We start from the raw sequence: 25,376 nt of genomic DNA, 5'->3' as shown, positions 1-25,376 counted from the left end.
GTTGGCGGCGGATGACCTCCGCCGCCTCCGCTCCCTCGATGTCCGCGCTTCGCCGCGAACAGGCTTATATGCGCGATCTCGGCCGCGCCTTCGCCGGCGCCCTGGTCTTCAACATTCCGCTCCTGATGACGATGGAGATGTGGGAGCAAGGGGTCGTGATGGACCGCTGGCGCCTGCTCGCCTTCGTCGCCGCGGGACTGCCGCTGCTCTATGGCCTGTCCTGGTATGCAGGCTTTTCGCGCACCCGGGGCGCGGTCAGCGACGGTCTGGACGCCGCCGTGGCCCTGGCCGTCGGCTTCATCACCGCCTCGGCGCTCCTGATCCTCTTCGGCGTCGTCAAATGGGACGTCTCGCCTCATGAAGCCGTGGGCATGGTGGCGCTCCAGGCCATACCGGGGGCGATGGGGGCCCTCCTCGCCCGCCGGCAGCTGAGCGGCGCCCGGGACGACGGGGCGGGCGACGAGGAAGAGGCGTCCTATGCGGGAGAGCTCTTTCTCATGGTGGCCGGCGCCCTGTTCTTCGCCCTCAATGTCGCCCCAACCGAGGAGATGATCCTGATCGCCTACAAGGCCACCCCGATTCACATCCTCGCCCTGATCGTCACCTCCGTCATCCTGCTTCACCTCATCGTCTTCAACGCCGGGTTCGCGGGCCAGGAGGAGGCCGACCGGCCGGTGACGGCCTTCTTCCACTTCACCCTGCCCGGCTATGCCCTGTCGCTGGGCGTCAGCCTGTTCGCCCTGTTCGTGTTCGGCCGGATCGAAGGCCATGGCCTCGAAGGCGTGATCCAGACCACGGTCGTCCTCGGGTTTCCCGCCTCCGTCGGCGCCGCCGCCGCCCGCCTGCTCGTCTGACCGCCGATGACCACGCCCCCCAAAGCCGCCTCCCGTAAATCCGCAAAGGCCGCTCACGACGCTTCGCCGGAAGGCCGCCCCTGGCTCCAGTGGACGATGGCGGTGCTCGGCGCCGTCATGACGGCCGGGGTGATCGCCATCGTCCTCCACGAGGCGGTCCAGCCGCCTGGCCCGCCCGTTCTGAGCGCCAGGCTGATCGAGGCCCGGCCCACCCCCGTCGGATGGATCGCCGAGATCCAGGTGGACAACGCCGGCGACGACACCGCCGCCGCCGTCGAGGTCGAAGGTGTGCTCGGGGACCAGACCGACCATGCCGCGCTCGACTATGTGCCGGGCCAGGGCCACGCCCGCGCCTCCCTGCGCTTCGACGGCGATCCCACGGCCGCACGCCTGCGTGTGGCGGGCTGGTCGGAGCCTTGAGCCCGGCCAAAACCTCTTCGCCGGCGCCGCTCAGAACGCCTGACGGGCGCTATATCGTGGTGCGCGGCCGGCTCTGGCGAACGTCCAATCCCGGGCTGGAGCCGGCCGAGCGCGATCTGCAGGTCAAGGCGCTGATGGCGGCGCGCCGCGCCGTCCGCGCCGCCCTCGCCACCGATGATCCGAAGGCGCTGAAGGCGGCGCGCGCCGGGGTTCAGGCCGCCAAGGTCGCGCTCGGCGAGCGCGGCCCCGTCTGGTGGACGGACGGCGCGCCCGATCTCAACCGCAAGATGGCGCGAAACACCGCCTACGCCGACTGGTTCGCCCTGACCACGGAACACCAGACCGCAAGCTAAGCATCTGATCCTTATGTCCTATTCCGGTCACAAGGCAGGAAACATTGCGAGTCGTTCTCCCGGAACGGAGAGCGACGTGCGCCGCTTATCCGACACGCCCCCAAGGAGGATGATATGGCCCAGACCTACGAAGAGATGGATGCGATCGCGATGCTGAAGGCGGACCACCGCAAGGTGGAGACGATCTTCGAGCAGTTCGAGAAGGCCACCACGCCGGCCAAGAAGCGCGAGCTGGCGCTGCAGGCCTGCCTGGAGCTCAAGGTGCACACCACCATTGAGGAAGAGATCTTCTATCCGGCCTGCCGCGGCAAGATCGAGGATGACCTCCTGAACGAGGCCTATGTCGAGCATGACGGCGCCAAGACCCTGATCAACGAGATCGAGGCGGCCTCGCCGGACGACGACTTCTACGACGCCAAGGTGAAGGTCCTTTCCGAAGAGATCGAGCACCATGTCGAGGAGGAGGAGAAGCGCTCCGAGGGCATGTTCGCCCAGGCCCGCGCCGCCGGTCTCGACATGGACGCGCTCGCCGACGCCATGCGGGCGCGCAAGGCGACCGCCATGGAAGAGTACCAGGCCGGCAAACCCGCCGAGACGCGCACCCTCTCTGGCGATGACACGGCCTCGGCCCTCGCCGAGCGCGACGACAGCGGCCCCGACGCCATGGAGGCCCCGGCCTCCCGGCGCTGAGCCACCCTGCCGAGACGAACCCCATCGCCCCGACGCCAGCGTCGGGGCGATGTCATTTGAGGTTATGGCTTCGCGCATCCTGACCCGTAGCGCACCAGATCGCCCGGCCGTCACCCGACCTGTCGGACCCGCCAGTCGGTCCCGTCGACGCCCTCGACGGCCAGCAAGGCCTCGACCCTGCGCCCGTCCGGGCGTCGGGCGATATGGACGATCAGGTCGATCGCCTGGCCGATCATGCGGCGCGACGGGCTGGCTGAGACCTCGGCCATCAGGTCTTCCAGCCGCGTCAGGGCCTCTTGCGCGGAGTTGGCGTGAACCGTGGTGAGCCCGCCCGGATGGCCGGTGTTCCAGCTCTTCAGGGTCTCCAGCGCCGCTGTTCCATCCCGAACTTCGCCGACGACGATCCGGTCGGGCCGGAGACGCAGGGCGTCGCGCACGAGGTCGCCGACGCCGATGGAAGGCGCGGCCCGGCGGGTCAGCACCGGCAGGAGATCCCAGGCGCTGCATTGCAGCTCGGGGGTGTCCTCGATGAGGATTACCCGATCCCCTGCGAAGCCGGGCTCGGCGAGAACCGCATTGGCCAGGGTGGTCTTGCCGGAGCCCGTCCCGCCCGAGATCAGGATATTGGCCCGGGCCTTGACGGCGTCGCGCAGCGCCTGCCCCTGCTCATCGTCGATCGTTCCATCGCGGACATAGTCATCGAGGGTCCAGATCACCGGTGGTCGCTTGCGGATCGAGAAGGCCGGCGCCGACACCAGCGGCGGCAGCAGACCCTGGAAGCGCTCGCCCGTCGCGGGCAGGACGCCTGACAAGCGCGGCGTCTCGCGGGCGACGCTTTCCCCGACATAGTCGGCGATCAGCTTGATGACTCTCTCCCGCGCTTCGGCGGAGAGGCGCTCGCCGGTGTCGGCGCGACCCCGCCCCGCCCGGTCAAGCACGATGCGCCCGTCCGGATTGGCGAGGATCTCGACCACGGCCGGCTCCTGCAGGGCGGCCAGGACAGTCTCGCCGAGCGCATGACGCAGGGCCTCAAGCTTGCGCTCGGCGACGATGGGATGGACCGCCATCAGCCCGGATCGAAGGAGCGGACCTCGCCCGGAACCCCGCCTGTCCGCTCACTTGGTCGCTCGCTGGGCCCCTCGCCCGCCCCACTTCCCGCCGCCTCGCCGGCGGCCTCGGCCTCGCGGGCCGTCCGGCCGGCCACAATCCGGGCGGCGGTGGCGTCCAGCAGACGTTCGATCCGCTGTTCGACGGCGGCCTGGACGGTCGGGTCCTGATCGACCAGGGCGTCGGGCAGTCGGAGGAAGAAGGCGCGCGCCACCTCGATCAGCAGCTCCTGGACAATCTGCATGTCGCGCGACGTGGCCCGCATATGATCCCGCAAGGACCGGTCCAGCGCCAGCATCCGGTCCTCGGGATCGGCGCGGGGCGAACTCAGCAGGCCCCGCGCGATGGCCCGGCCCGCGGCCTGGCTCAGAGGCATGCGCCCGTTGCGGGCCTCGCGGTCCAGCGCCTTGGCGATCTTGGGGTCGGACAGATAAACCTGCACCCGGCAGGAAGGGCTAGTCGTCCTTGGCATCGGTCAATCCTTGCAAATGGTCGAGGGCGGCATCCTGTGCGGCCATCTCCAGAGCGACCCGCCCGTAGATATCGGCCGCTCTGGCGGCGACCTTTTTGTCGTCCATGGCCGCCACCACCTCCTTGAACAGGGGCAGGGAGGCCTGGGCGTCGATCCCGAGGCCGCGTCGCCCGGCCCAGGGATGGGGTCGGGGCGGCGGCGCGTCGATGCGGCCGGCCTGATCAGGCGGCCCCTGACCGGCGCGCTTCCGAAACGGCGCACACCGGTCATACTGCAGCTTGCGGGCGCGGATCGGTCTCTGGCCGGCGACGAACATGAGCTGGTCTTCGTCCGGCAAGGCCCTGACCTCGCCTGGCTCGAGCAGCGGCCGTTCGATGTCCGAGCGTGACACAGAGCTTCGTCCCGCCCCCAGTCCCGCCGGCCCGCTCCGACTCTTGCGCGTCTCCGTCACGGAACCGGTCAGCTTCGAGACCTTGTCCTGGGTCACCGGATCGAGGGCCGAGAAGGCGGTGTAGACGGCGCAGTTGTCCAGAAGGGTGGACGGGCCTGCGGCGAGCAGGCTGACACTCAGAGCGCAAAACAGAAGTCTCATGAGAGCTGTCTAACCCGCCGCCAGGCCAAGGACGTCTCACCGTTCCTGACGACGGCGGATCTGAGGTTGGACGCCGCCGGCTGCGCCCCTCGTCAGGTTGCGGCAGTATACGACGACGCCGGGCCGGATCACCGTCCGGATATGAACCAGTCGCATCACGTCGCCCTCCTGCTCTCAGGGCTTCTGGCCAGCGCCCTCGGCGGCGCGAACCCCGCAATGGCGCAGATCCCCACGGCGGTCGCCGAGCCTGGCGACGGCGCGCGAGACGACATGTGGTGTCAGGCGATCGAACGACAGAGGGCGGGTCGCCCCGGCGAGGCGGCGGCCCTTCTGCGCAATCTGCTCGCCCTCGAACGCCGCGACCATCCCCTGACGCCGGGGACCTTCAGAATCCAGGCGCGGCTGATTTCCGTTCTGATGGACGTCGGCGCCACGGCGGAAGCCCTGCCCCTGGCGCAGGACGGCTACACACGCGCCCGCGCCGCTCTCGGCCCGGACGACGCTTTGACGGGTGATCTTCGCCTCGCCCTGTCCCGTCTGCTCGCCATCACCGGCGCTTACGAACAGGCGGAGCCGCTTCTGCGCGAGGATCTCGACGCCGAACTGGCTGCGGGTCGCCTCGGGGACGCGCGCTCGACCGGCTATATTCTGGCGCGGGTCTACGACGGCATGAACCGCGCCACGGACGCTGACGCCGTGCGCCTCAGGGTCGCCGGGGGTGACCTGGGCGATCCCGGGGAACTCGAGCGCCGCATCGACCTGTTGATCGCGAGCGATGACAAGGCGACGGCAGAGCCGCTCGCGCGACGGCTCGTCGCCCTCCGCCAGGCCGGCGGCGGGCGGCCGCTTGACCTGAGAATGGCGAGGGTCCGTCTGGCGCGCACGCTGTTCCACTCCACGGAAGACGTCGCCGGGGATCCTCGCATCGTCGAAGCCGAAGCGATCTACCGCAGCCTGTACGCCGAGGAACGCGTCTCCGGAGCCACGATGACGCCGGTCGTCACCGCAGAGCTGGGAGAACTCCTGATCAAGACGGCCGAAGCGGATACACCCCGTCAGGATGAGGGGCTCCGGATCAATGAGGAGGCGCTCGACCTGATGACCGCTACGCTCGGACCGGACCACCCGGAAACCCTCACCTGGTTGAGCCAGGTCGCCGTCTATCAGTTCGGCAGGATGCAGTTCGACCGCGCAGAAGCCAGCATGGCGCGGTTCCAGAGCGCGCGGGATAAAGGCACGGCGGTGTCGTTCACGGCGGCGGCCAACGCCCTGACCGTGAGTGCGGGCCTGGCGCTTCAGGGCGACGATCTGATGGCGGCGCACCGGATCCTGTCGCGAGAGAGTCGTCGGATCCACGCCGATCTGATCTCCGCCAGCCGCCGGGACAGCGCCCGCGCTCTCCAGGCGCAGACGGCCTGCATCGACCGGCTGAGCGTTGCGGTCGCATGGCGAGCGGAGCAGCAGCAGAAGTCGTCGCTGCCGGAGTGATCATCGCCCTTGGTCATGACCGTCACCCTGAGTGATCGGCAGTTGATTGTGGAAGTCTGCCGTGCGCCAACACCAGCTGTTCGTTGAGCGCCGGAAACACGACCTTCAGCCCTGGCGTCTAAGCTTAGGAACTTCTGCCCTTTGAGTTCTCCTCACACATTTCGGACATTTGGGCTCAGTCCGGCACTCTTGGTGCTCCAACAGATTGACCCGCATCTTCCTGCAGCCGCGCTGAAATGTCAGGAGATTTTACATTTCGCGGGCTGGCGAAGTAGGTAGTTTCCCTTATCATTCCGCCATGCGAGAACGTTTGACCTCGGAATCATGTCGAGCCAAAGCCGAAAAGTGCCGGAGGGCTGCGGAGCTGCCATCCGACCCCGGCATCAAGGCCGAACTTCTGCAACTGGCCGTTGATTTCGAGGTCAAGGCCCGTGCACTGACACTGTCGACCGATGTCGGCCTCGTACGTCAGCCGAGCGAGCCTGATCAGCGTCGCTCGAGCTGAGCTTGAAGGATGGAGCGTGGTAACCAGCACACAGTGAAACCCGGCGCCTGCCCCGTTGCGGACCTGTCGCAGAAATGAAAATCTCGGAAGGGAACAGGGGGAAACGGTGAGCGGCTTCGAATATCTCTTTACGTTTTACGGGCTCTTGCTGGGCCTGGCGGTCGCCAACGTCGCCACCGGCTTTGCGGATATGTGGCGAGGCCGCGACGACATCCGTCCGGGATGGACCACGCCCCTGCTCGGCCTTTTCATTCTGCTGGCGGCGGCGCAGCAGTGGGTGTCCTACTGGATGGCGCGGGAGGGGCTCACGATGGAGCCCTCGACCCTTCTGATCTCCATGGCCGTCGCCTTCCCCTACATCTTCGTCAGTACGGGCATGTTCCCGCGCCAGTCGGACAAATGGCGCTCGCTCGACGACTACTATGCGGCGCACAGCCGTGTGCTGATGGGGGCGCTGGCCCTGCCAGCCTTGGCGTCCCTCGTCTACAATGTGGTGATGCAAGGCGCACCAGACATCAGGGACGCCGTTACGGCCACGATCCGGATCGGCATACCCGTCGGACTGATGCTCACCCGTCGCCCCCTGCTGCATCGGGCCGGACTGTGCCTGCTGTGCGGCTTGATGATTTACAAGATTTTCGCGACCTGAATTGCGGCTGCCGCTGTCGGCTTGCCAGTTTCCTCCCCACGCCTAAGGCGGCGGAATATTGCTGCGCCCACAGAGTGGTTTAGGCAGCCGCAAACACGACGGTGGCGTCTGAGCCGGATACCCGCTTTCGGGCACGGGGCCGACTTCGAAAGCCGACCCGTTGCGGGCGCCTGCAGGCCGGTTAAGCTCAGTTCAAGCGAGGGCCGCCGCCGGTCGTGCTTAGGGGAAAACAGCGTGAGTCCTTTCGAGTTTTTCTTCAGCTTCTATGGGCTGCTCCTCGGACTCTCGGTGGCGGTGTTGATCACCGGGTTCACAAACGTGCTGAAGCAGCGGAAGCGGGTCCGCGTCGGTTGGCTCACCCCCCTTCTTTCAGCCTTCGTCCTTATCGACATTTCCAGTTTCTGGACTGGGGCCTGGTCATTGATGCAGGACGTGCCGATCCGTCTGTTGGTCCTGGTCATCGGATTGGTCGCAGCCGGAAGCTACTACGTTGCTGCATCCCTTACCGTCCCCGATGACGTGGAGGCTTGGCCTGACTTTGACGACTATTTTGACGCTCACAAACACTGGGTCATGGGTGGTGTGATCGTCGCAAACCTCGTCGCATTCGAGATCATGCCCTGGTTCACAGGCCAAACGGTCGCCGATCGTATGGCATATTACAGCGACCCCAGAGGCCTGCTCACCGTCGCCTATCTCGCCACTTGTCTGGCGGTGGCCTGGGTCAAAAGCCGACGACTCAACCTCATCTTCCTGCTCGCATTGCTCGTTTACTACGGCGTGGTCGCGTCCCGGGTGCTTGTGGCAGGCTGACGCTTCGGCGATGAGCGACAAGACGCCAGCCGCCTCTGAGGGTCAGTCGCTACGCCGTAAAACCACCGCTGGCTGAAGTTGGCGAGGCCTGCTTTTGAGACCGGACTCGATCTCTTTAGGGCCGAGGGGATCTGGCGGGCTGACCCATCAAGAATCATCGTGGGCTCCTTGGAGACTGCCTAACCTCGACAGAAAAATCCGGTTCGCGTCGTGTTCAACGCGGTGCGTCAGCCGTCACTGTCCCGACGCCTTTTCTCGAACCGCCATTTGCGGACTCCCTGCACGGCGATCAGCCCGAACAGAACCGAGCCCGCGACGATGCACAGACGGCCCCAGCCGTGCAGGATGTCCCACGCCCGCGACGCGTTCCACAGCATGAAGGGCACTGCCAGCAAGCCGATCGCCAGTGCGCCATAGTTGATCCTGGCAAACGCCAACCGCTTCCGTTCGGCCGTGGACGGGCCGTGGGCGACCGGAATCCGCTCTCTCAGCGCGCGATCCGGAGCCCTGCGGGCCCACAGGGCGAACAGCACGAAGGCCAGGACTAGAACGGCCATTCCGCCTACCCCCCAGAGCCTGCGATCAGTCCCGGAGGCCCCCTCGTAGAAACCCGTGGCGAACCCGCCGAGGATGACCGTCGCGACCATGGCCCAGCCGCTCAATTTCAGGGCGCGAGAATAGCCGGCGATGAAGTCGGCCTGCTCTTCCGCACTGATCCGGATCGCTGGCCCCGTCTCGTTCTTGCGGTACAGAAACCCTTGGCCTTCCTGATCGAACTGACGGGCAAACGAGGCCTTCAAACGCTCTGCGCTGCCGGTATGGATCATGGGGCGACGCTATCAGCCCCTTTCACGCCGCGAAACGGGCGGAACCTGACGCTCGCCAGGCGGCTTCCCCGCCACCAAGCCATCAGCCTATGCGAGACTGATTGGGCCTAAGAGGCTTACTTCGCCAACCAGCGCTTGAAACCTTCGGCGTCCGCGCAGCGCCGTGAGCAGGGCCATCAGCACATGGTCCACCAACCGGGCGAGACGCTCACGCGGAACCGACGCACCAGTTAGTCCGGCATCGGGCACCAGAATGGCGACAACGACCTCGCTCATGACGTCCAGGTCGAGGTCACCCGCTCCTTTTATTCCTGAGGCCTTCACGCCGGCGCGGGATGCGCATCGATTCTTGGGAGCTCCGACCCACCGCTGTATTTGTGTTTCGCACCGCGCCCCGATCATGCGCGCAAGGCAGCTGCGCGCCAGAAGCAGCCATTGGCTCGCGTCCGGAAACTGGACATGGCGCACCGATCCGTTACGTCGCTCCCGTTGGAAAGAAGGGTCGCCATGTCACACAGGCGATTGCTGGGGGCCGTCTGCGTGTCCTAGATCGCGCCACGCACGCCGCTTGAACCAGAGTCCGGTGTGTGCGGCACAACCGCGTCAGAGCGGCAGGATCACGACCCGTTCGTAGCCCGCCCGTCCGTCACCAGTCGGCAGCACTGCGAACTCATCATTGGGATAGTTGATCAGCTCCCGCACCAACCGGGCGAAGGCCTCGGCATGCTCGTCGTTGCGAATGAGCACAAGGCCACCTTCCCCGGTCGGCTCCACGGTGTACTCGGCTGAGCCCGCCATCAGGCGATCGAATAGACGTCCCATAACGTTGGCTATCAAAAGCGCGCAGGCCGCGGATTGTCCAGCGTCACAGTATCAGAGGTTGCGAACGCGAAAGCCGGTATTATTGCCGTCTGCGGATACACCTCCTGCTATCTGACTTTCGAGCGCTTCAGGCCCCGTTGCCGTTTTTTTCAGACCCCGCACGGGCGCCGACGATGCGGGCCTTCAAGGATCTTCGGATCGCCAAACCATTCAATGCCGCTGCTACCTCAGCGAAGCCATAGCCTTCGGCGACAAGCGCTGTGCGCAAGGTCTTGGTGGATGCGATTGTCCCACTGTCCGCAAGCTCGTAGGCCCGTTCAAGGATCGGAGCCCGCGAGGGTGACACCCTCGTCAAACACCGCCCTCCCCAAGGTAGGCGGAAGCCGCGACCAAGCCCGCTAACCCGATGGCTCCCAATAGCAACCATATCCAAAGCCACGTCGAGGGACGGAAGAGCTTGGGACGAGGCCGGCGGCGCATAGGATCCTCTGCGAGTTCAGCGGCGAACTGGGCGCGCTTTTAAACCTCCTCATGATTTCCGGACAAGATGCATCGCATGGTTAGAGGCGCGCTTCGGGCGGTCGACTAATCTATGGCGCTCGCCGTCCAAACCGGGCGAGCGCGACGGCCGCTTCCCCTTTCTCAGCCAGAGTGAACGCCCGGTCGAGGGCGGATGTCAGAGATCGATCTGCTCGGAAATCTCGAGCGCATCATCCACCTCGATGCCCAAGTACCGCACGGTGCTCTCGAGTTTTCCGTGCCCGAGCAGCAACTGACATGCGCGCAGATTTCCGGTCTTTTTGTAGATCAGGGCCACCTTGGTACGGCGCAGGCTGTGAGTTCCGTATCCTGCAGGATCCAACGATATGGCCTGAACCCATTGATCAACCAAACGCGCGTATTGCCGTGTTCCGATGTGGCTCCCGTCCCGGCTCCGGCTCGGGAACAGCCAATCATCGGAGCGAGGTCCGCGCTGTTCCAGCCAGGCCCGAAGCGCGTCCCGCGCCGGCTCTGTGATCTCGAAAGGGACTGGCCGGCCCGTTTTCTGTTGGACGACGACGGACCTTTGGCGGATTTCACCACCGTGAACGATGTCGGACAGACGCAGCTTTACGAGGTCGCAGCCGCGGAGCTTGGCATCCAGCGCGATGTTGAACATCGCCAGATCGCGTACCGCTCCACGCGTTTTCAGGTGATAGCGGATTGCCCAGATATGCTTGGGCTTGAGCGGCGCCTTCGCGCCAATCATACGGCCGACGTTCCAGGGCGTGCGGGGTGGACGAAAAAGATCGAGCTGGCTCATGGCCATCTCCTCAGGAAGCGCCCCTGCTCCATCATACGCCTATCCGGGCCCGAAGAGCGCCGGCAGCGAAGGTCTGGCCCCGACCTCAAGCGCGACATGGGCCGATCGGGACTGGCGAGCCTGATGGATCAAATGTATCCGGGATCATTCGCGATCGGGGGGCGCCCCTTCATTTTGATCTAAGTGCCTCAGAGATATGGTCATTGTGGATGACTGACCTATAACCAACAGGCCCATTGTCCCGGCGCCTTCTGTCGGCTACGCCACCTGCGGCTCAGCCGCCGTGCAGGGTCGGAGCGCGGCCCTTGTCATCGATCGAACGCAATAATGTCCGCATGCGCGGCTCTGGCGAGCGGGCCATGGTCTTCGCCCACGGCTTTGGCTGCGACCAGAACATGTGGCGTTTCGTAGCCCCGGCGTTCGAGCCAGACTTCAGAACCGTCCTGTTCGACAATATCGGGGCCGGCGGGTCGGACCTCACGGCCTATGATCCATCGAAATACGCCGGCCTGACGGGCTATGCCGACGACCTCATCGAGATCCTGCGCGAACTGGGGCTGAGCGACGTCGTCTTCGTCGGCCATTCGGTCAGCAGCATGATCGGCGTCCTCGCCTCGATCCGGGCGCCGGCCCTGTTCTCTAAACTGGTCCTGGTTGGGCCCTCGCCGCGCTACATCGACGACGGCGACTATGTCGGCGGGTTCGGATCGGACCAGATCGAAGAGCTGCTGACCTTCCTCGGCGAGAACCCCATGGCCTGGTCGGAGGCCATGGCGCCCGCCATCATGGGCAACCCCGACCGTCCCGAGCTCGGAGAGGAGCTGACCGCCAGCTTCTGCCGCGTCGATCCCGTCATCGCCGAGGCCTTTGCGCGCGCCACCTTCACCTCGGACAACCGCGCCGACCTGCCGCAGGTGACGGTGCCAACGCTGATCCTTCAGTGCAGCGACGACATTATCGCGGGCGAAGCCGTCGGCCAGTATGTCCATGATCACATCGCGGGCAGCCGGCTGATCCGCCTTGAGGCCACGGGACACTGCCCGAACCTCAGCGCGCCCGACGAGGTCATCGCCGCGATCAAAGCCTTTGTCTGAGTCGACAGTCGACGACACCGCCGCCACGCCCGGCTTCGAGGATCTCTTCGACAACGCGCCCTGCGGCTATCTGGTGATGGAGGCCGATGGACGGATCGTCAGGGTCAACGACACCTTCTCGCGCTGGATAGGATTTCCGTCCGAGGCCCTCGTCGGCAAACGCCTGCGCGACCTGCTGACCGTGCCGGGCCGCATCTTCTACGAAACCAATTTTGCGCCAGTCCTGCGGCTCCGGGGTGGTTTCGAGGAGGTGTCGCTCGATCTGGTGACGGCGAGCGGCGAACAGTTGCCGGTCCTGGTCAATGCCAACGAACGCCGCGACACCGTCGGCGACCTCACCGCCATTCGGGTCGCGGTGTTCCGCGCGACGGGGCGCAGAGGCTACGAGCGCGACCTGCGCGGACAGCTCAGCGACGAGCGTTCAACCTCGGAACTGCGCGAGCAGTTTATCGCCGTACTGGGCCACGACCTGCGCAACCCTCTCGCCTCGATCGTCGGTGCGGCGCGCCTTCTGAAGCGCGAGGCGATCAGCGAGAAAGCGAAAGGCGTCCTGACCCTGATGGAGACAAGCGTCGACCGGATGGCTGGTCTGATCGACGACGTCATGGATTTCGCGCGCAGCCGGCTCGGCAGCGGCATCGACCTGCAGCGCACCACCGCCCCGCTGGAGCCCGTGCTCAGGCAGGTTGTGTCGGAACTCGAAGTCAGCCAGCCCAGCCGGGTGATCGCCTGCGAATTCCACCTTCCGGACCCCATCAGTTTCGATCCCGGCCGGGTCGCCCAACTGGTGTCCAACCTCCTCGGCAACGCCCTCGTCCACGGCGACGCGAAACAGCCCGTGCGGCTTTCGGCTGGAACCGAGGACGGTCAGCTGGTCCTGTCGGTCGCCAATGCGGGCGAGCCGATCCCGCCGGCCACTCTCGATCGCCTGTTCCAGCCCTTCTTCCGGGGCGAAGTCCGACCGAACCAGCAGGGCCTGGGCCTTGGTCTGCACATCGCCTCGGAGATCGCCCGCGCCCACGACGGGATCTTGTCGGCCACGTCGGACGCGACCGAAACCCGGTTCACGTTCGTCATGCCGCTGCGGACAACAGACTGACGACCTCGCGAAGACGAACAAAAAGCGCGGCTGTTTCCTCGATCATCCAACATCTTATGAGATGCCTCACGGAACAACGGTGGCCGGGCCCGGTTCAGTGCCCATGGCCGACACACACATTTCCCAAGCGGTCGTCCTGGTCGTCGACGACGAGCCCCTGCTGCGGCTGAACGCGACCGAAGCCCTGAACGAAGCCGGCTGCCGGACCTATGAAGCCTGCGAGGCGAGCGAGGCGATGGCGATGATCGAGGATCACCCTGACATCTCGGTCCTGTTCACGGACATCAACATGCCGGGCGCCGAAGACGGCCTCGCGCTGGCGGGGCGCGTCCATGCCGAACGGCCGGACATCCAGCTAATCCTCACCTCAGGCAGGGAGCGGCCCGCGCCGGCCGACATCCCCGACGATGGGCAGTTCGTGCCCAAGCCCTACGACATGGAGGTGATCTCCGAGATCGTTCGGACACATAGAAAGCCCCTCTGAAGGAGACGCTCCTTTCCGAATATTCCATGCCGCCGGATACTTCACGCAGGCGATCACGTAGTGAAGGTTTGGCGGCGAGGTGAGCCGGCGGTCTGGCCCGCGGGGTGTTAACTCCAGCGGCGTCGCAACCGATAGGGCGGTCGAAGGTTAGGGCATTGAACTTCTTTCAGGAAAACGCTCATGTCCGACGCCGCCATCGCCGCCACCAAACGCTTCGGCGAGATCGTCAACACCGGCGCGCTCGACGCCTTTCCGGAAGTCGTCGCCGAAGGCTGCGTCGATAACGACCCAGCGCCAGGCCAGGGCGCCGGCCCGGAAGGCTTCAAGACCTTCTTCACCGGCATGCGCACCGCCTTCCCCGACATGAAGGTCGAACCGCAGACGATGGTCAGCGAAGGCGACAAGGTCGCCTTCGCCTATACCCTGACGGGCACGCACCAGGGTGACTTCCTCGGCGTGGCCGCGACCGGCAAGCCGATCGAGGTCCGGGGGATGCAGATCGGCCGCTTCGAGGACGGCAAGATGGTCGAGCGCTGGGGTTCTTCCGATGAGCTCGGCATTCTCAAACAGATCGGCGCGGCCCCGGTCTGATCCGGGCGGTGCTCAAGCCTGTTTCCTGCGATGTCGCCGTCATCGGCGCCGGTTCCGCCGGTCTTGCAGCCTACCATTCGGCGAAGGCCACCGGGGCCAGGGTCCTGCTGATCGAGGCCGGTCCCGGCGGCACGACCTGCACCCGATACGGCTGCATGCCGTCCAAGCTCCTGCTGGCGGCGGCCCGGGCCGCGCGTGACGCCCGGGCGGCGCAGACCTTCGGCGTCCACGCCGGAAATCTCGAGATCGACGGCAAGGCGGTCATGGCCCGGGTGCGGCGTGAGCGCGATCACTTCGTCCAGAGCGTACTGGAGGAGGTCGCGGCGATACCACCGTCCGACAGGCTGCACGGCCGGGCGCGCTTCGCCAGCCCTAACACCGTGACCGTCGATGATCATAGCCTCGTCTCGGCACGCGCCATCATAGTCGCCACCGGCGCGCGGCCGGTTGTCCCCGAGGATCTTGCCAAGGCTTGCGAAGAGCGGGTCGTCACCCATGAGACAGTCTTCGACCTGGAAACCCTGCCCCGCGCGCTGGCGGTCATCGGCGCCGGTCCCCTAGGTCTCGAACTGGCCCTGGCCTTCGTCCGGTTGGGGGTGAAGACGACGGTCTTCGACGAGGGAGATGCGATCGGAGGCGTGAAGGATCCGGTCGTCGGCGCGGCCGTGGCCGACCAGATGAACCGCGAGTTGACCTTCGAACTCGGCGTCAGGGTCGAGGCCAAGCGCAAGCCGGACGGCAACATCCTGCTCCACTGGACCGAAGCCGATGGCAAGGCGCGTCGCGGGACGTTCGACTATGTGCTCGACGCCGCCGGACGTAAGCCGGCACTGGACAGTCTCGACCTGAACCTGTCGGGTCTGGAGCTGGATGAGGACGGGGTCCCGATCTTCGATCCCGACACCCTGCGCTGCGGCAGCTCGAACATCTTTATCGTCGGTGACGCCAATGACGATCGGCCTGTTCTTCACGAGGCCTCGCTTCAGGGCGAACTGGCGGGTCGCAATGCGGCGCGCCTGCCGAAGCTGGAGAAACGGGTCCCGATGCCGAACATGGCGATCGTCTATTCCGATCCCGACATCGCCAGCGTCGGTTCAGGCTGGGACGAGGAGGCGGCCAAGAGCTGGATCATCGGCTGTAGTGACGACGTCGGACGCGCGCGTGTCGATGGCAGGCCGCCGGGCATGTTGCGGGTCTATGCCGAGGCCAAGAGCGGGGTCCTGCTCGGCGGCGAACTGTTTGGACCCGACGTCGAGCATCTGGCCCATCTGCTGGCCTGGGCCGTCCAGCTGAAAATGACGGCTAGGGATGTGTTGGAGATGCCCTTCTATCACCCGACGATGGAGGAGAGTTTCCGAACCGCCCTGCGCGATCTGGCGGGTCAGCGACACACCTGAGGTCAGCCGCCACCGCGGAAGTCTGGATAGAGGCTCATGCCGCCATCGACGAACAGGGTGGTCCCGACGACATAGTCCGCCGCATCCGATGTCAGCCAGACCGCGCTTTGCGCGACATCCTCGACCTCGCCGATCCGTCCATACGGGATCAGCTTCAGAAGCTTCCTCGCCGCCGCGGGCGTGTCCCAGGCGGCCTTGTTGATCGGGGTCTTGATGGCGCCCGGCGCGATGGCGTTGACCCGGATCTTCTGGTCCGCCAGCTCCTGGGCCATGGTCTCCATCAACATCTTCACCCCGCCCTTGGCCGCCGCATAGTTGGCGTGGCTGGCCCAGGGGATGCGCTGATGGACCGAAGTAACAAAGAGCACCTTGCCCAGAGCTTTTGACCGGTTCGGCTCAATTCCCTGACGCCGGAACCGTCTGGCGGCCTCTTGGGCGCAGAGGAAGGCGCCGGTCAGGTCGAGATCGATCACCTTGCGCCAGTCCTCCAGCGTCATCTCCAGAAAGGGCGCATCGGCCTGGGCGCCCGCATTGGCGACGAGAATGTCCACGCCGCCGAAATGGTCGTCGGCCGCATCGAACAGCTTCAGGATATCCCGGGGTCTGGATACGTCGCCGCCCACAGAGACGGCCCTGCCCTCCTTTCCGATGATCTCGGCAGTGACAGCCGTGCCGCCTTCCGCGTCGCTATGGTGATTGACCACGACGGCGGCGCCCGCCTCGGCGAAGGCCAGGGCGATGGCCTTGCCGATGCCGGAACTGGCGCCGGTGACGACGGCCCTCTGGCCGGCGAGCGGTTTCTGGCTCATGCGAGGTCCTCCGAGGCAGTGACGGTTCCCGATACGACGCCGCCGTCGTCCCGGATCACCCGAATGTCGAACCGAAGCGCTCCGACCCGGACGCCCTTGATGTCGAGCCCGTTCACGCCGGTGGGCAAAGCCGGCGAATGCAGTTCAGGTCCTCCCGGTCCGCCGCGCAGGCCGAGCAACTCGGTCAGCAAATAGGGGGCCGCCCCCGCCGACCACGCCTGCAGCGGCTCGGCGAACGGGCAGCGGGCGGGAAACAGGCCGGGCTCCCGATCGAAGCCGATATAGAACTCGGGCAGCCGCCCCATGGCGAAGGCGCTCGAGATCTCGATCACGGCGTCGAACAGGGCGACGGCTGGCGCTTCCAGGCCGTAGCCCTTCATCCCCGCCGCGATCAGGGCGTTGTCGAACGGCCAGACGCTGCCGAGATGGTAGTTCAGAGGATTGTAAGCTGCCGCCTCCGCCGAGAGGGTGCGCACGCCCCAGCCGCCGTTCATGTCCGGTCGCATCATCCGCTCGGCCGTACGCGCCGCCTTGTCGTCGTCGGCGATGCCCGACCACAGCACTTGGCCGGCGTTGGAGCTGACCACGTCGAGCTGCCGCCCGCCGGTTTCGAGTCCGAGAGCAAAACAGCCCTCATGTTCCATCCAGAAGTCGCGATTGAAGGCCTTGCGCAGCGCCGCCGCTTCCGTCTCCAGCGCTTCCGCTGCGACGGGCTCGTCCGCCAGACGCAGGAGGTCGGCCATCAACAATCTCGCGCGATACGCGTAGCCCTGCACCTCGCTCAGGGCGATCGGCCCTTCGGAGGGACTGCCGTCGGCGCGCGGCACGCCGGACATGGAATCCTTCCATCCCTGATGGATCACCCCGTCTTCGTTTTCCCGGTCGTAGGTCAGGTAACCGCGCGCGTCGGCGGCGTTGCGTCCCTTCATCCACCCCAGGGCCGCATCGACGGCCGGCCGGAGTTCGTGGAACAGGTCCAGCGATCCCGACCATTGCGCATGACGCCCGATCAGGATCAGGAACAGGGGCGTCGCATCAATCGACAGATAGCTGGGCCGGTGCGGAATCTCTTTCAGATTAGCCATCGCGCCGACGCGATGCTCGTGCGGAATCTTGCCGGGCTCCTCGCCGGTTTCTGCGACGGTCTCTCTACCCTGATGCCGGGCGAACAGGCGCAGAACCCCTTGGGCCGGTCGGGCGTCGAACGGCAGCGATTGTAGCGCCGCGAGAAGGCTGTCCCGACCGAAAGGGGCCATGAACCACGGCAGACCGCCGGCGATGAACGGCTCCTCCAGTTCGGTCAGCAGCATCGCCAGATCCGCGAACGACCGCTTGAGCAACCGGTCCAGACCGGGGTTGTCGCTATTGACCTTGACCCCGTCGTAGACGGGCGGCGAAGGCGGTCTGGCGCGCGGCGGTGCGCCGACCTCCTCTACCGTGAAGGTCAGGTCGAAGGTCTCGACCTGTTGCGGCTCCAGGACGAGATCGAAGGCGATCGTCCTGGCGCTGCCCCGCGCTGTGACCCGAGCCTCCCGATCTAGGACGACCGTCAGCACCCGCTCGACCTTATCAGCCCCGACGTAGCGGAAGACGAGGTTCTTCTCCGCCGTCTCGACCGTTCTCAAGGGTCCCCTCGCCTTCGCCTCCGATCCACGCAGTTCGAAGACGTCCTCGAACAGAGCGTCGATCGTTACGGCCAGTTCGAACCGGATCGGCTCCAGAGTGAAGTTGCGCACCGTGATCGTGTCGATGAGGGTCAGGGCCTGGCCCGACACGCGTCGGGCCAGGCGCAGCCCCAGACATTGCGCGTCGAGGGGGCGGCCGTCGGTCTGTTTGATTTCGTCGTTGGTCAGTTGATGGATGGCCTCGTCGCCGCGAGCGGCGCTGGACATCAGGACCAGCGGCGGACAGCCGCCGAGGGTCAGATCGTAACGGCTCAGATAGCGGGTGTCGCGATGGAACAGCCCGACCCCGGCGTCACTGCCGGCCGGGACGCCGGCATCCGGACAAGTCCCGAGAAACAACGGCCCGTCCTTGATCAGGATGGGCTGGGTGACCTCGGTCATGAAGGGGGCGTCGACCATGTCTGGCTCCATCGATACGCAAGCCAGGCCGGCGGAGACCTTCCAACGCACAAGACCTGAAGACGCTTCAAACCGTGGTCGGGTTACTGCGCGCCGCGTGAAACGCGACGGCGTCGCAGGCGTTGAGACGGCTTCCCGTCTTCAAGGAATATCCATGGCCGACCGTCTGACGATGCAGGATCCACGCGAGCAGTACCCGAAGCCGCCGTTTCCCAAACAGCCGCAGCCGGTTCCCGGCCTCGCCGCGAAGATGGATCCCGAGCCCGACCATGGCGAGACCAGCTATAAGGGTTCGGGCAAACTGGCCGGCCGCAAGGCGCTGATCACAGGCGGCGATTCCGGCATCGGTCGCGCCGCCGCCATCGCCTACGCCCGGGAAGGGGCCGATGTCGCCATCGCCTATCTGCCGAGCGAACGCACCGACGCCGACGATGTCATCGCCCTGATCGAGGCTGAGGGCCGAAACGCGGTAGCCCTGCCCGGCGACATCACCGACGAGGCCTGGTGTCGCGATCTCGTCTCAAAGGCCGTCGAAGGGCTGGGCGGGCTCGACATCCTAGTCATCAACGCCGGCCATCAGCAGGCGCGGGAGTCGATCGCCGAGGTTACCTCGAAGGACTTCGACGTGACGATGAAGACCAATCTCTACGCCATGTTCTGGATCACCCAGGCGGCGGTTCCGCATCTGAAGCCCGGCGCGACGGTCATCACCACGGCCTCGGTCCAGGCCTATGACCCGTCAGCCATCCTGCTCGACTACGCCACGACCAAGGCTGGCATTGTCGCCTACACCAAGGCGCTCGCCAAACAGCTGATCGAGAAGGGCGTGCGTGCGAATGTCGTCGCGCCCGGCCCCTTCTGGACCGCGCTACAGTCCTCGGGCGGCCAGCCGCCGGAAAAGGTCATGACCTTCGGCGAGCAAAGCGTCTTTGGCCGTCCGGGCCAGCCGGTCGAGATCGCTCCGGTCTACGTCCTGCTCGCGTCGCAGGAATCGAGCTTCACCACCGGCGAGGTCTACGGGGTGACGGGCGGCGCCGGCATCGCCTGAACCTTCAGCGCCCAAGGCCCTCAGAGAGATTGACGACGGCGCGGTGACATCCAGGGCGTTCGGCTTCGAAGCCGAACGCCCTGGCGGGCACAACAAATGCTATAGCAATCGTTGCGATTGTAGCCGCTCCGGGTTGGCCCCTCTATCACTTGGCCAAGGGCTTGGCCCGCAGTCTCAATCCGGATCGTTCGGGATGTATCATGTCTTTGTGGAAGCTCAGGGCGGCGGTGTTGATCGTCGCGCTCGCCTGTCAGGCGCCCGTCATGGCTGAAGCCCCCGGTCATGTGACAGGCATTGGCGGCGTCTTCGTGAAGAGCAAGGACCCTGCGGCGCTCGCGCGCTGGTATCGGGACGCATTGGGGGTCGATGTTGCGGCATGGGGCGGAGCCGCATTGGGCTACACCGACTCCAGCCATCCTCCGGCGGTCTCCTGGATGGCCTTTCCCGAGACCAGCGATCACATGGCGCCGTCGACGCGCGAGTTCATGGTCAACTTCACGGTCGATGATATGGACGCCATGATTGAAAGGCTTCAGTCGATGGGGGTGCCGATCCTCGACCGGAATGATGAGGATGCGTTCGGAAGGTTCGTGTGGATCCAGGATCCCGATGGGACGAAAATCGAGTTGTGGCAGCCCCGCTGAGTCTTCATCCTGCCTTTGAGGGGTCAACGAGATGTCCCTGCCAGGGGCTCAGAACTTCGTAGCGTGTCACCTCGGTGTGACCGGGTCGGGACGCTTGCAGGAGGTTTCTTGCAATAAGATGCCGCACGGCCTCCTGTGCGCTACGTTTGGACAGCCCCGTTCGCTCGGCGAGTTGCGCATGACTAAGTCGAGGAACCCCGTCTTCCGAGGCGGCCCACAAGGCGAGGTAAACCAGAAAAGCGGACGCTCTTCGGTCATGCCCCACCAAGTCTCGCATGAGCGTGTCGAGAACATATCGATCCAGGGCATATCGCTTGGTGCTCATGCCAAAGCCTCTAGCACAGCTCTCTTGGCCGGCAATTTCGACCGTAAGCGACAAGCCGTGCAGCCATGATCAGAAAACTCAACTACGTCGGCATCCCGACCCGCGATCAGAATCTCGCGCTGGCCTTTTGGACAGAGGTCATGGGCTTTATCATCGCGACTGATCGCCCCGTTGAAGAGAGGCGCTGGATCGAACTCACGATCCCGGGCGCGCAAACCGGGCTGCTACTGTTCACGCCCAGCGGTCAAGAAGACAGGGTGGGCACCTTCTTCAACGGCTCTTTCGGATGTGAGAACGTCCACCACGAATACGAGCGGCTTCGAGCGAGGGGCGTGAAGTTCCTCGGCCCACCGGTGTCGAAGCCATTTCCTCACGTCTACTTTCAGGACCCCGACGGGAACACGTTTTTCCTGTCCAGCCGGTGAGCCGCTGTCGATAAGTGGCGCGCATTTGGAGCATCAGTCCGGGCGCGCCCCGCGCTCTCTCCCGCGCCGCCTCCATCAGCGCTGAAATGTCAGGAGATTTTACATTTCGGAGAGTGGCGAAGTAGGTAGTTTCCCTTACTATTCGCCTATGCGCGACCGTGTGACTCCGGACTCATGCCGAGCCAAGGCCGAAAAGTGCCGCAAGGCCGCGGCACTGTCATCCAACCCCGTTATCAAGGCCGAACTCCTCAAGCTGGCAGAGGATTTCGAAATCAAAGCCCGTGCTCTGACATTGTCGAACGATACCAGCCTTCTCCGTAACGAAACTGATCAAGGTCACTCCACCTGAACATGAACAGCGAGCACCCGTTTGCCAGTGCAGGGTGCAAGCCCCCTTTCGACGCAGAGCGTTTGTCGATCCCGGACATCTGGGGAGCGCCATCACCGGACATTGACCGCAAGTCGCAAACACGACGTACGGCGAGCTAGTTTGTGTAGTACGCCGTGTTTGGTCTGGTAACGCGAGGTGATCGTCGGCTGAGCGTCGTTACGATCTTCGCCGGCAGACAAGCTATCGGCAGTTAAAGCGTCACCATTGCAACCTGCAATGGCCTGCCGTCTACTGGTGGTCGGCGACCGCACTCGCGCAGCCTCATCTTCGCAGGCCCGCCATGCATGTCACCCGTTTGCTGATTAAGAATTTCCGCAGCATCCGCGAACTCGATCTCGTCCTGTCCCCGACATCGGTCATCATCGGCGAAAACAACGCAGGAAAATCCGCGGTGCTCGATGCGCTGAAGGTCGCGCTCGGCCGCCGTTGGGGACGTTCCGGTCAGACCGGCTTTACGGAATACGACTTCCCCTTCCAGCGCGACGCCGGCGAGCCGCGCCCGGAAATCATGATCAAGGTCTGGCTGTCCGAGGCCAGCGCCGACGAATGGCCTCAGGCCCTGAAGGACGAACTGAACGACATCATTCGAACCAATCCTTACACCGGGACCAACTCGATCTGCATGCAGGTCACCTGCACCTTCGAAAGCGTCGCGAAATCCGTCGAGCCGGTGTGGCAGTTCCTGAACGACCAGGATGTTCCCTATTCCGGCGCGGGAGCCCGCAACCAGAATCTGTCCCGGTTCTTCGACTATATTCCCTGCTTTTCGATGTCCGCAATGCGCGACGCCGCCGTGGAATTTGGCGGTCGTTCCCGCTTCTGGGGGAGCTTGCTGAAAACCATCGATGTCGATGACGACACGGCCAGCGACCTGGAAGGCCGTTTCGCCGCCCTGAATGCCGAGCTTCTTCAAGCCGACCCAAAGCTGGACGCCATCAAGACCACCCTGCGGTCCATCAGTGCGGTCATCGCGAACGGCGCCGCAGGCGACGTGGACGTCCGGGCGATCCCCGTCAACCTCTGGGAGATTCTTTCCAAAGCCGAGGTGGTGGTCCAAGGCCAGGCCCAGGATCCTTGGCTTCCGATCGAGAAGCACGGTCACGGTGTTCAGAGCCTGGCGGTCATCTTCCTGTTTCGGGCCTTCGTCGAGAACGCCCTGTCGACGGCGCTTTATGAAGAAACCGAACCGGTCCTGACCTTGGAGGAACCCGAAGCCCACCTCCACCCGCAAGCCTGCCGGTCACTCTGGGACTCCATCAGGGCCCTGCCTGGCCAGAAGCTCGTAACGACCCACTCTCCGTTCTTTGTGCAGAATGTGCCGTTCAAGGACATCATCGTTCTCCGCCGCGCCCCTGCGGGTCCACGGGCGGCGACCATTCCCCGCATCGCCACGGCCGCAGTGCCCCACTCTGCGCAACTCGCTGGCGAGATCGCAAAGGCTCCGAACGCCCTTTCGTGGGACGCCGCTTCCCAACACCTGGTGTGCACTGCGACACTCAGCCAAAGCCAGTTTCGGGATCTTCTCATGTGCTACACGGGACCCGACAGAAACGATCACCATGCCGCTCTGAGAGCGATGTGGACGGCCAGCCAGAGCTTCATTTCCGACGAAGAAATTTCCAAGCTCGAAAGCTGGGCCAAGCGAATCCGCGGCGAAATCTTCTTCGCGTCGAAATGGCTGCTTTGCGAAGGTCAGGCCGAATACGCCGTCCTGGGCGCGATCGCCGACAAGCTGGGCTGCCCTCTCGACGCCCATGGGATCGCGGTCATCGACTACCAGAACAACGGCAGCCCCGGCGCCTTCGCCGCCTTGGCCCGCGCCCTCGACTATCCTTGGGCGATGATCTGCGATGGCGACGACGGAGGAAACGATCACCTCACCCAACTGCGCAATCATCACTTCAGCGACGCGGAGATCCAGGCTCACGTCAATCAGCTCCCCGCCGGCCTGGATCTAGAAAAATTCCTCGTCACGACCGCACTTCGCCCCTGCCTTCTGGCCGCCGTCCGGGATTTTGATTCCACGATCGCCGACACCGACGCCGCGATTCTGGAGTTTGCGGCGAAGAACAAGGAAGTTGTCGCCGTTCGGGTCGCCGGGCATATCCGGTCACATTCCGATCCGGCTCATATTCCTGAGCCGTTCCGGCAGCTTTTCGTCCGGATTGGAGCCTGCCAATGAATAGTCCGGAGACCGTCGATGGGGTCTTTCAAGGCCTCAATGAAGTCCAGCGTCAAGCCGCCAGCTGGAATGAGGGAGCCCTGATGTTGTTGGCGGGACCGGGGTCGGGGAAAACTCGAGTCCTGACGGCCCGCATTGCCCGCCTGTTCGAAGCCGATCCAGGCGCCCGGTGGCGTATCCTGGCGCTCACCTTCACCACGCGCGCCGCCGACGAAATGCGTGGGCGCATCGAGCATCTGGCGCCAGGCGCCGCCGAGCGCCTCTATGCCGGCACGTTTCACGCGTTCGCATGCGAGGTATTGCGGCAGTCAGGCTCTCATGTCGGGGTCAAGACCGACTTCAAGATCTACTCCAACCCTGGCGATCGAGAAATCCTGCTCCATGAGGCCTTGAAAGCGGAGGGGGTGACGCTGGATGAACCGGCCTCGCGCATTTTTCCGGTCCTGGACGGACTGCGGGAGCGGCTCGCCTCTCCTGACGACTGTCTGCGCTTCTTCTCCGATCCCGAACGCGGCGAGCGTTTCGCCGCCATCTACGCCGCGTATGCGCGTCATCTTCAGCGCGAGAATGTCCTCGACTTCCCGGCCATCCTCTACATGGCGCATAAGCTGTTCGTGGACTTTCCCGTGCTCGCGGATCGCTACCGCAAGACCTACCGCTACATCAGCCTGGACGAATTCCAGGATACGAATCAGGCTCAATACGCCTTCATTCGATCCCTGACCGGGGACAGCCATCATAATGTGTTCGTCGTGGCTGACGATGATCAGGTCATCTACCAATGGAACGGAGCCAGCCCCCAGCGGCTTCAGCAGTTCGCGCAGGACTTCCAGCCTCATCTCCTCCAGATGCCGACGAACTATCGCTGCCCGGGTGAAGTCGTCGAAATGGCCAACCGGCTGGTGGCGAACAACCGGTTCCGAACGCCTGGTAAACAGCCACTACAGACGGGAAAGGCCATGCCCGCGCTCGCCGAGCGGGTCAGGCTCCTGACGTATGCCAAGGACGCTGAAGAGGCCGCGGGGGTGGCGACCGATATTGTCAGTCGTCACCCGAACCCGGCGGACAATGTCGTGGTCATCGCCCGAACCAAGGCGATCCTCCAGTCCGTGCAGTCCGAATTGATCCGAAGAGGCCGGAACGCCCAGATCGCTCAGCGCCGGGACGAATTCGCGAGCGTGCCCTATCAGTGGCTGCAGGCCAGTCTCCAGATCGCCAATCGCCGATCGGACGAGCGGGAGTTCAGGTCGTTCGTGGAATCCGGAAACGCGCTCTGGGGGACCAGCCTCAACACCTCGGACCTCGTCGCCGTGGCGAGGTCCGGCAACGGAGACCTGCTTCGAACTTGGGCGAACGCCTTCCCGATCGGCGACGTGGGTCCGCTGGGTTTCGACGTGATCGCGGCGCTCCAAACCCATCTGGCGGAGCGATCTGATTTCCAGAAATACCTGCGCGTCGTCACGACGGCATTTGCCGGTCAGGCCGCCAACCCGGATGAAGACCCCTCCGTGGACGAAGACGCGCGCGCCTGGAAGGACCTGCAAAAGGAGATCAACGGCGCGATAGGCCGCAATGCGCCCCTGGAGACCTTTCTCCAGGAACTCGACCTGCGGTCCAAGGAACCCCCCCTCAAACCCGGCGTCATTCCCCTTCTCACCATCCACGGCTCCAAGGGCAACGAGTTCGATCACGTCTATCTTCTTGGGCTGGCCGAGGACATTCTTCCCTCTTTCCAGAGCAAGAAGGACGGCGACCACAGTCCCCAGCTCGAAGAAGAGCGCCGCAACTGCTTTGTGGCGATTACTCGCTGCATGGAGACACTGACCCTGTCCCGCGCCGATCAGTACCGTGGCTGGGGCAAGGCGCCGTCCCGCTTCCTTCGTGAAATGGGGCTATGATGTCGGGGTT

Annotated in this window: 26 protein-coding genes; 17 read left to right on the top strand and 9 right to left on the bottom strand. The window is 64.8% G+C overall.

Annotation, left to right across the window (positions count from 1 at the left end; genetic code table 11):
* Positions 1-11 precede the first annotated feature (11 nt).
* The 4 genes from AC07U0_RS14770 (at position 12) to AC07U0_RS14755 (ending at position 2,317) form a co-directional block, all read left to right on the top strand.
* Positions 12-854 (top strand): TIGR02587 family membrane protein, encoded by an 843-nt coding sequence (locus AC07U0_RS14770; protein WP_494720756.1) that lies wholly within the window; start codon positions 12-14, stop codon positions 852-854.
* Between the two features lie 6 nt (positions 855-860).
* Complete coding sequence (locus AC07U0_RS14765) at positions 861-1,274, top strand: hypothetical protein (RefSeq protein WP_494720755.1); 414 nt, start codon at positions 861-863, stop codon at positions 1,272-1,274.
* On the top strand, positions 1,271-1,627 hold the full coding sequence (locus AC07U0_RS14760; protein ID WP_494720754.1) for a hypothetical protein: 357 nt from the start codon (positions 1,271-1,273) through the stop codon (positions 1,625-1,627). Before AC07U0_RS14765 ends, AC07U0_RS14760 begins: the two co-directional genes overlap by 4 nt.
* Positions 1,628-1,741: 114 nt before the next feature.
* Positions 1,742-2,317: a hemerythrin domain-containing protein gene (locus AC07U0_RS14755; protein ID WP_492947669.1), complete on the top strand. Its 576-nt coding sequence runs from the start codon at positions 1,742-1,744 to the stop codon at positions 2,315-2,317.
* Positions 2,318-2,427: 110 nt separating this feature from the next.
* On the opposite strand, the gene trbB is transcribed toward AC07U0_RS14755, so the two are convergent.
* Genes trbB through AC07U0_RS14740 form a run of 3 tightly spaced genes read right to left on the bottom strand, consistent with a single transcriptional unit; the run spans position 2,428 to position 4,488 of the window.
* Positions 2,428-3,384 carry a P-type conjugative transfer ATPase TrbB gene (gene trbB / locus AC07U0_RS14750; protein ID WP_494720753.1) on the bottom strand — a complete coding sequence of 319 codons (957 nt, stop codon included), beginning with the start codon at positions 3,382-3,384 and terminating at the stop codon, positions 2,428-2,430.
* On the bottom strand, positions 3,384-3,896 hold the full coding sequence (locus AC07U0_RS14745; protein ID WP_494720752.1) for a hypothetical protein: 513 nt from the start codon (positions 3,894-3,896) through the stop codon (positions 3,384-3,386). Before AC07U0_RS14745 ends, trbB begins: the two co-directional genes overlap by 1 nt.
* The gene (locus AC07U0_RS14740) at positions 3,880-4,488 is read right to left on the bottom strand and encodes a type IV secretory system conjugative DNA transfer family protein (RefSeq protein ID WP_494720751.1); all 609 of its coding nucleotides are present in this window, start codon (positions 4,486-4,488) and stop codon (positions 3,880-3,882) included. Before AC07U0_RS14740 ends, AC07U0_RS14745 begins: the two co-directional genes overlap by 17 nt.
* A gap of 66 nt (positions 4,489-4,554) precedes the next feature.
* Between AC07U0_RS14740 and AC07U0_RS14735 the strand changes: the two genes are divergently transcribed.
* The 3 genes from AC07U0_RS14735 to AC07U0_RS14725 all read left to right on the top strand — a co-directional run bounded on the left by AC07U0_RS14735 (position 4,555) and on the right by AC07U0_RS14725 (position 7,943).
* Positions 4,555-5,976 (top strand): hypothetical protein, encoded by a 1,422-nt coding sequence (locus tag AC07U0_RS14735; RefSeq protein WP_494720750.1) that lies wholly within the window; start codon positions 4,555-4,557, stop codon positions 5,974-5,976.
* A 611-nt stretch (positions 5,977-6,587) separates the two neighbouring features.
* Positions 6,588-7,130, top strand: coding sequence for a hypothetical protein (locus AC07U0_RS14730; protein ID WP_494720749.1), 543 nt, complete (start codon positions 6,588-6,590; stop codon positions 7,128-7,130).
* A 234-nt stretch (positions 7,131-7,364) separates the two neighbouring features.
* Positions 7,365-7,943: a hypothetical protein gene (locus AC07U0_RS14725; RefSeq protein ID WP_494720748.1), complete on the top strand. Its 579-nt coding sequence runs from the start codon at positions 7,365-7,367 to the stop codon at positions 7,941-7,943.
* 227 nt (positions 7,944-8,170) lie between these two features.
* On the opposite strand, the gene AC07U0_RS14720 is transcribed toward AC07U0_RS14725, so the two are convergent.
* From AC07U0_RS14720 to AC07U0_RS14710, 3 genes are all read right to left on the bottom strand, one after another.
* Positions 8,171-8,770: a hypothetical protein gene (locus tag AC07U0_RS14720; RefSeq protein WP_494720747.1), complete on the bottom strand. Its 600-nt coding sequence runs from the start codon at positions 8,768-8,770 to the stop codon at positions 8,171-8,173.
* 603 nt (positions 8,771-9,373) lie between these two features.
* Positions 9,374-9,592 (bottom strand): hypothetical protein, encoded by a 219-nt coding sequence (locus tag AC07U0_RS14715; RefSeq protein ID WP_494720746.1) that lies wholly within the window; start codon positions 9,590-9,592, stop codon positions 9,374-9,376.
* Positions 9,593-10,268: 676 nt separating this feature from the next.
* The gene (locus tag AC07U0_RS14710) at positions 10,269-10,895 is read right to left on the bottom strand and encodes a tyrosine-type recombinase/integrase (RefSeq protein WP_492947642.1); all 627 of its coding nucleotides are present in this window, start codon (positions 10,893-10,895) and stop codon (positions 10,269-10,271) included.
* 305 nt (positions 10,896-11,200) lie between these two features.
* Here AC07U0_RS14710 and AC07U0_RS14705 point away from each other — a divergent pair, with 305 nt between their 5' ends.
* The 5 genes from AC07U0_RS14705 (at position 11,201) to AC07U0_RS14685 (ending at position 15,560) form a co-directional block, all read left to right on the top strand.
* Positions 11,201-11,989: an alpha/beta fold hydrolase gene (locus AC07U0_RS14705; RefSeq protein ID WP_494720745.1), complete on the top strand. Its 789-nt coding sequence runs from the start codon at positions 11,201-11,203 to the stop codon at positions 11,987-11,989.
* A complete protein-coding gene (locus AC07U0_RS14700) occupies positions 11,982-13,088 on the top strand; it encodes a PAS domain-containing sensor histidine kinase (RefSeq protein WP_494720744.1) in 1,107 nt (368 codons plus the stop codon). Before AC07U0_RS14705 ends, AC07U0_RS14700 begins: the two co-directional genes overlap by 8 nt.
* Positions 13,089-13,191: 103 nt before the next feature.
* Positions 13,192-13,572: a response regulator gene (locus AC07U0_RS14695; protein WP_494720743.1), complete on the top strand. Its 381-nt coding sequence runs from the start codon at positions 13,192-13,194 to the stop codon at positions 13,570-13,572.
* Between the two features lie 180 nt (positions 13,573-13,752).
* Positions 13,753-14,163 carry an ester cyclase gene (locus tag AC07U0_RS14690; RefSeq protein ID WP_494720742.1) on the top strand — a complete coding sequence of 137 codons (411 nt, stop codon included), beginning with the start codon at positions 13,753-13,755 and terminating at the stop codon, positions 14,161-14,163.
* An 8-nt stretch (positions 14,164-14,171) separates the two neighbouring features.
* A complete protein-coding gene (locus tag AC07U0_RS14685; RefSeq protein ID WP_494720741.1) occupies positions 14,172-15,560 on the top strand; it encodes a dihydrolipoyl dehydrogenase in 1,389 nt (462 codons plus the stop codon).
* 2 nt (positions 15,561-15,562) lie between these two features.
* Here AC07U0_RS14685 and AC07U0_RS14680 read toward each other — a convergent pair whose 3' ends face one another.
* Together AC07U0_RS14680 and AC07U0_RS14675 are read right to left on the bottom strand one after the other, a co-directional pair.
* The gene (locus AC07U0_RS14680) at positions 15,563-16,369 is read right to left on the bottom strand and encodes a glucose 1-dehydrogenase (RefSeq protein WP_494720740.1); all 807 of its coding nucleotides are present in this window, start codon (positions 16,367-16,369) and stop codon (positions 15,563-15,565) included.
* Entirely contained in the window at positions 16,366-18,453 is a 2,088-nt protein-coding gene (locus AC07U0_RS14675) for an amylo-alpha-1,6-glucosidase (RefSeq protein ID WP_494720739.1), read from the bottom strand. Before AC07U0_RS14675 ends, AC07U0_RS14680 begins: the two co-directional genes overlap by 4 nt.
* 154 nt (positions 18,454-18,607) lie before the next feature.
* Between AC07U0_RS14675 and AC07U0_RS14670 the strand changes: the two genes are divergently transcribed.
* Positions 18,608-19,501 (top strand): SDR family oxidoreductase, encoded by an 894-nt coding sequence (locus AC07U0_RS14670; protein WP_494720738.1) that lies wholly within the window; start codon positions 18,608-18,610, stop codon positions 19,499-19,501.
* A 200-nt stretch (positions 19,502-19,701) separates the two neighbouring features.
* Positions 19,702-20,145, top strand: coding sequence for a VOC family protein (locus tag AC07U0_RS14665; RefSeq protein WP_492947633.1), 444 nt, complete (start codon positions 19,702-19,704; stop codon positions 20,143-20,145).
* Between the two features lie 4 nt (positions 20,146-20,149).
* On the opposite strand, the gene AC07U0_RS14660 is transcribed toward AC07U0_RS14665, so the two are convergent.
* A complete protein-coding gene (locus tag AC07U0_RS14660) occupies positions 20,150-20,422 on the bottom strand; it encodes a helix-turn-helix domain-containing protein (RefSeq protein WP_492947750.1) in 273 nt (90 codons plus the stop codon).
* A 113-nt stretch (positions 20,423-20,535) separates the two neighbouring features.
* Here AC07U0_RS14660 and AC07U0_RS14655 point away from each other — a divergent pair, with 113 nt between their 5' ends.
* From AC07U0_RS14655 to AC07U0_RS14645, 3 genes are all read left to right on the top strand, one after another.
* A complete protein-coding gene (locus AC07U0_RS14655; protein WP_494720737.1) occupies positions 20,536-20,895 on the top strand; it encodes a VOC family protein in 360 nt (119 codons plus the stop codon).
* A 671-nt stretch (positions 20,896-21,566) separates the two neighbouring features.
* Positions 21,567-23,468 (top strand): ATP-dependent nuclease, encoded by a 1,902-nt coding sequence (locus tag AC07U0_RS14650; RefSeq protein ID WP_494720736.1) that lies wholly within the window; start codon positions 21,567-21,569, stop codon positions 23,466-23,468.
* Positions 23,465-25,366 (top strand): ATP-dependent helicase, encoded by a 1,902-nt coding sequence (locus AC07U0_RS14645; RefSeq protein WP_494720735.1) that lies wholly within the window; start codon positions 23,465-23,467, stop codon positions 25,364-25,366. Before AC07U0_RS14650 ends, AC07U0_RS14645 begins: the two co-directional genes overlap by 4 nt.
* Positions 25,367-25,376 lie beyond the last annotated feature (10 nt).

It is taken from the genome of Brevundimonas sp. GW821-FHT02A10 (genome assembly GCF_059422025.1).
This window is presented reverse-complemented; position numbering and strand designations above follow the sequence as displayed.

Coding starts and splice junctions, on each gene's coding strand:
- AC07U0_RS14755 (WP_492947669.1), top strand. CDS start 1,742: ATGGCCCAGACCTACGAAGAGATGGATGCGATCGCGATGCTGAAGGCG.
- AC07U0_RS14650 (WP_494720736.1), top strand. CDS start 21,567: ATGCATGTCACCCGTTTGCTGATTAAGAATTTCCGCAGCATCCGCGAA.
- AC07U0_RS14660 (WP_492947750.1), bottom strand. CDS start 20,422: ATGCGAGACTTGGTGGGGCATGACCGAAGAGCGTCCGCTTTTCTGGTT.
- AC07U0_RS14695 (WP_494720743.1), top strand. CDS start 13,192: ATGGCCGACACACACATTTCCCAAGCGGTCGTCCTGGTCGTCGACGAC.
- AC07U0_RS14740 (WP_494720751.1), bottom strand. CDS start 4,488: ATGAGACTTCTGTTTTGCGCTCTGAGTGTCAGCCTGCTCGCCGCAGGC.
- AC07U0_RS14770 (WP_494720756.1), top strand. CDS start 12: ATGACCTCCGCCGCCTCCGCTCCCTCGATGTCCGCGCTTCGCCGCGAA.
- AC07U0_RS14710 (WP_492947642.1), bottom strand. CDS start 10,895: ATGAGCCAGCTCGATCTTTTTCGTCCACCCCGCACGCCCTGGAACGTC.
- AC07U0_RS14765 (WP_494720755.1), top strand. CDS start 861: ATGACCACGCCCCCCAAAGCCGCCTCCCGTAAATCCGCAAAGGCCGCT.
- AC07U0_RS14690 (WP_494720742.1), top strand. CDS start 13,753: ATGTCCGACGCCGCCATCGCCGCCACCAAACGCTTCGGCGAGATCGTC.
- AC07U0_RS14720 (WP_494720747.1), bottom strand. CDS start 8,770: ATGATCCATACCGGCAGCGCAGAGCGTTTGAAGGCCTCGTTTGCCCGT.
- AC07U0_RS14680 (WP_494720740.1), bottom strand. CDS start 16,369: ATGAGCCAGAAACCGCTCGCCGGCCAGAGGGCCGTCGTCACCGGCGCC.
- AC07U0_RS14715 (WP_494720746.1), bottom strand. CDS start 9,592: ATGGGACGTCTATTCGATCGCCTGATGGCGGGCTCAGCCGAGTACACC.
- AC07U0_RS14665 (WP_492947633.1), top strand. CDS start 19,702: ATGTCTTTGTGGAAGCTCAGGGCGGCGGTGTTGATCGTCGCGCTCGCC.
- AC07U0_RS14675 (WP_494720739.1), bottom strand. CDS start 18,453: ATGGTCGACGCCCCCTTCATGACCGAGGTCACCCAGCCCATCCTGATC.
- AC07U0_RS14645 (WP_494720735.1), top strand. CDS start 23,465: ATGAATAGTCCGGAGACCGTCGATGGGGTCTTTCAAGGCCTCAATGAA.
- AC07U0_RS14670 (WP_494720738.1), top strand. CDS start 18,608: ATGGCCGACCGTCTGACGATGCAGGATCCACGCGAGCAGTACCCGAAG.
- AC07U0_RS14655 (WP_494720737.1), top strand. CDS start 20,536: ATGATCAGAAAACTCAACTACGTCGGCATCCCGACCCGCGATCAGAAT.
- AC07U0_RS14745 (WP_494720752.1), bottom strand. CDS start 3,896: ATGCCAAGGACGACTAGCCCTTCCTGCCGGGTGCAGGTTTATCTGTCC.
- trbB (WP_494720753.1), bottom strand. CDS start 3,384: ATGGCGGTCCATCCCATCGTCGCCGAGCGCAAGCTTGAGGCCCTGCGT.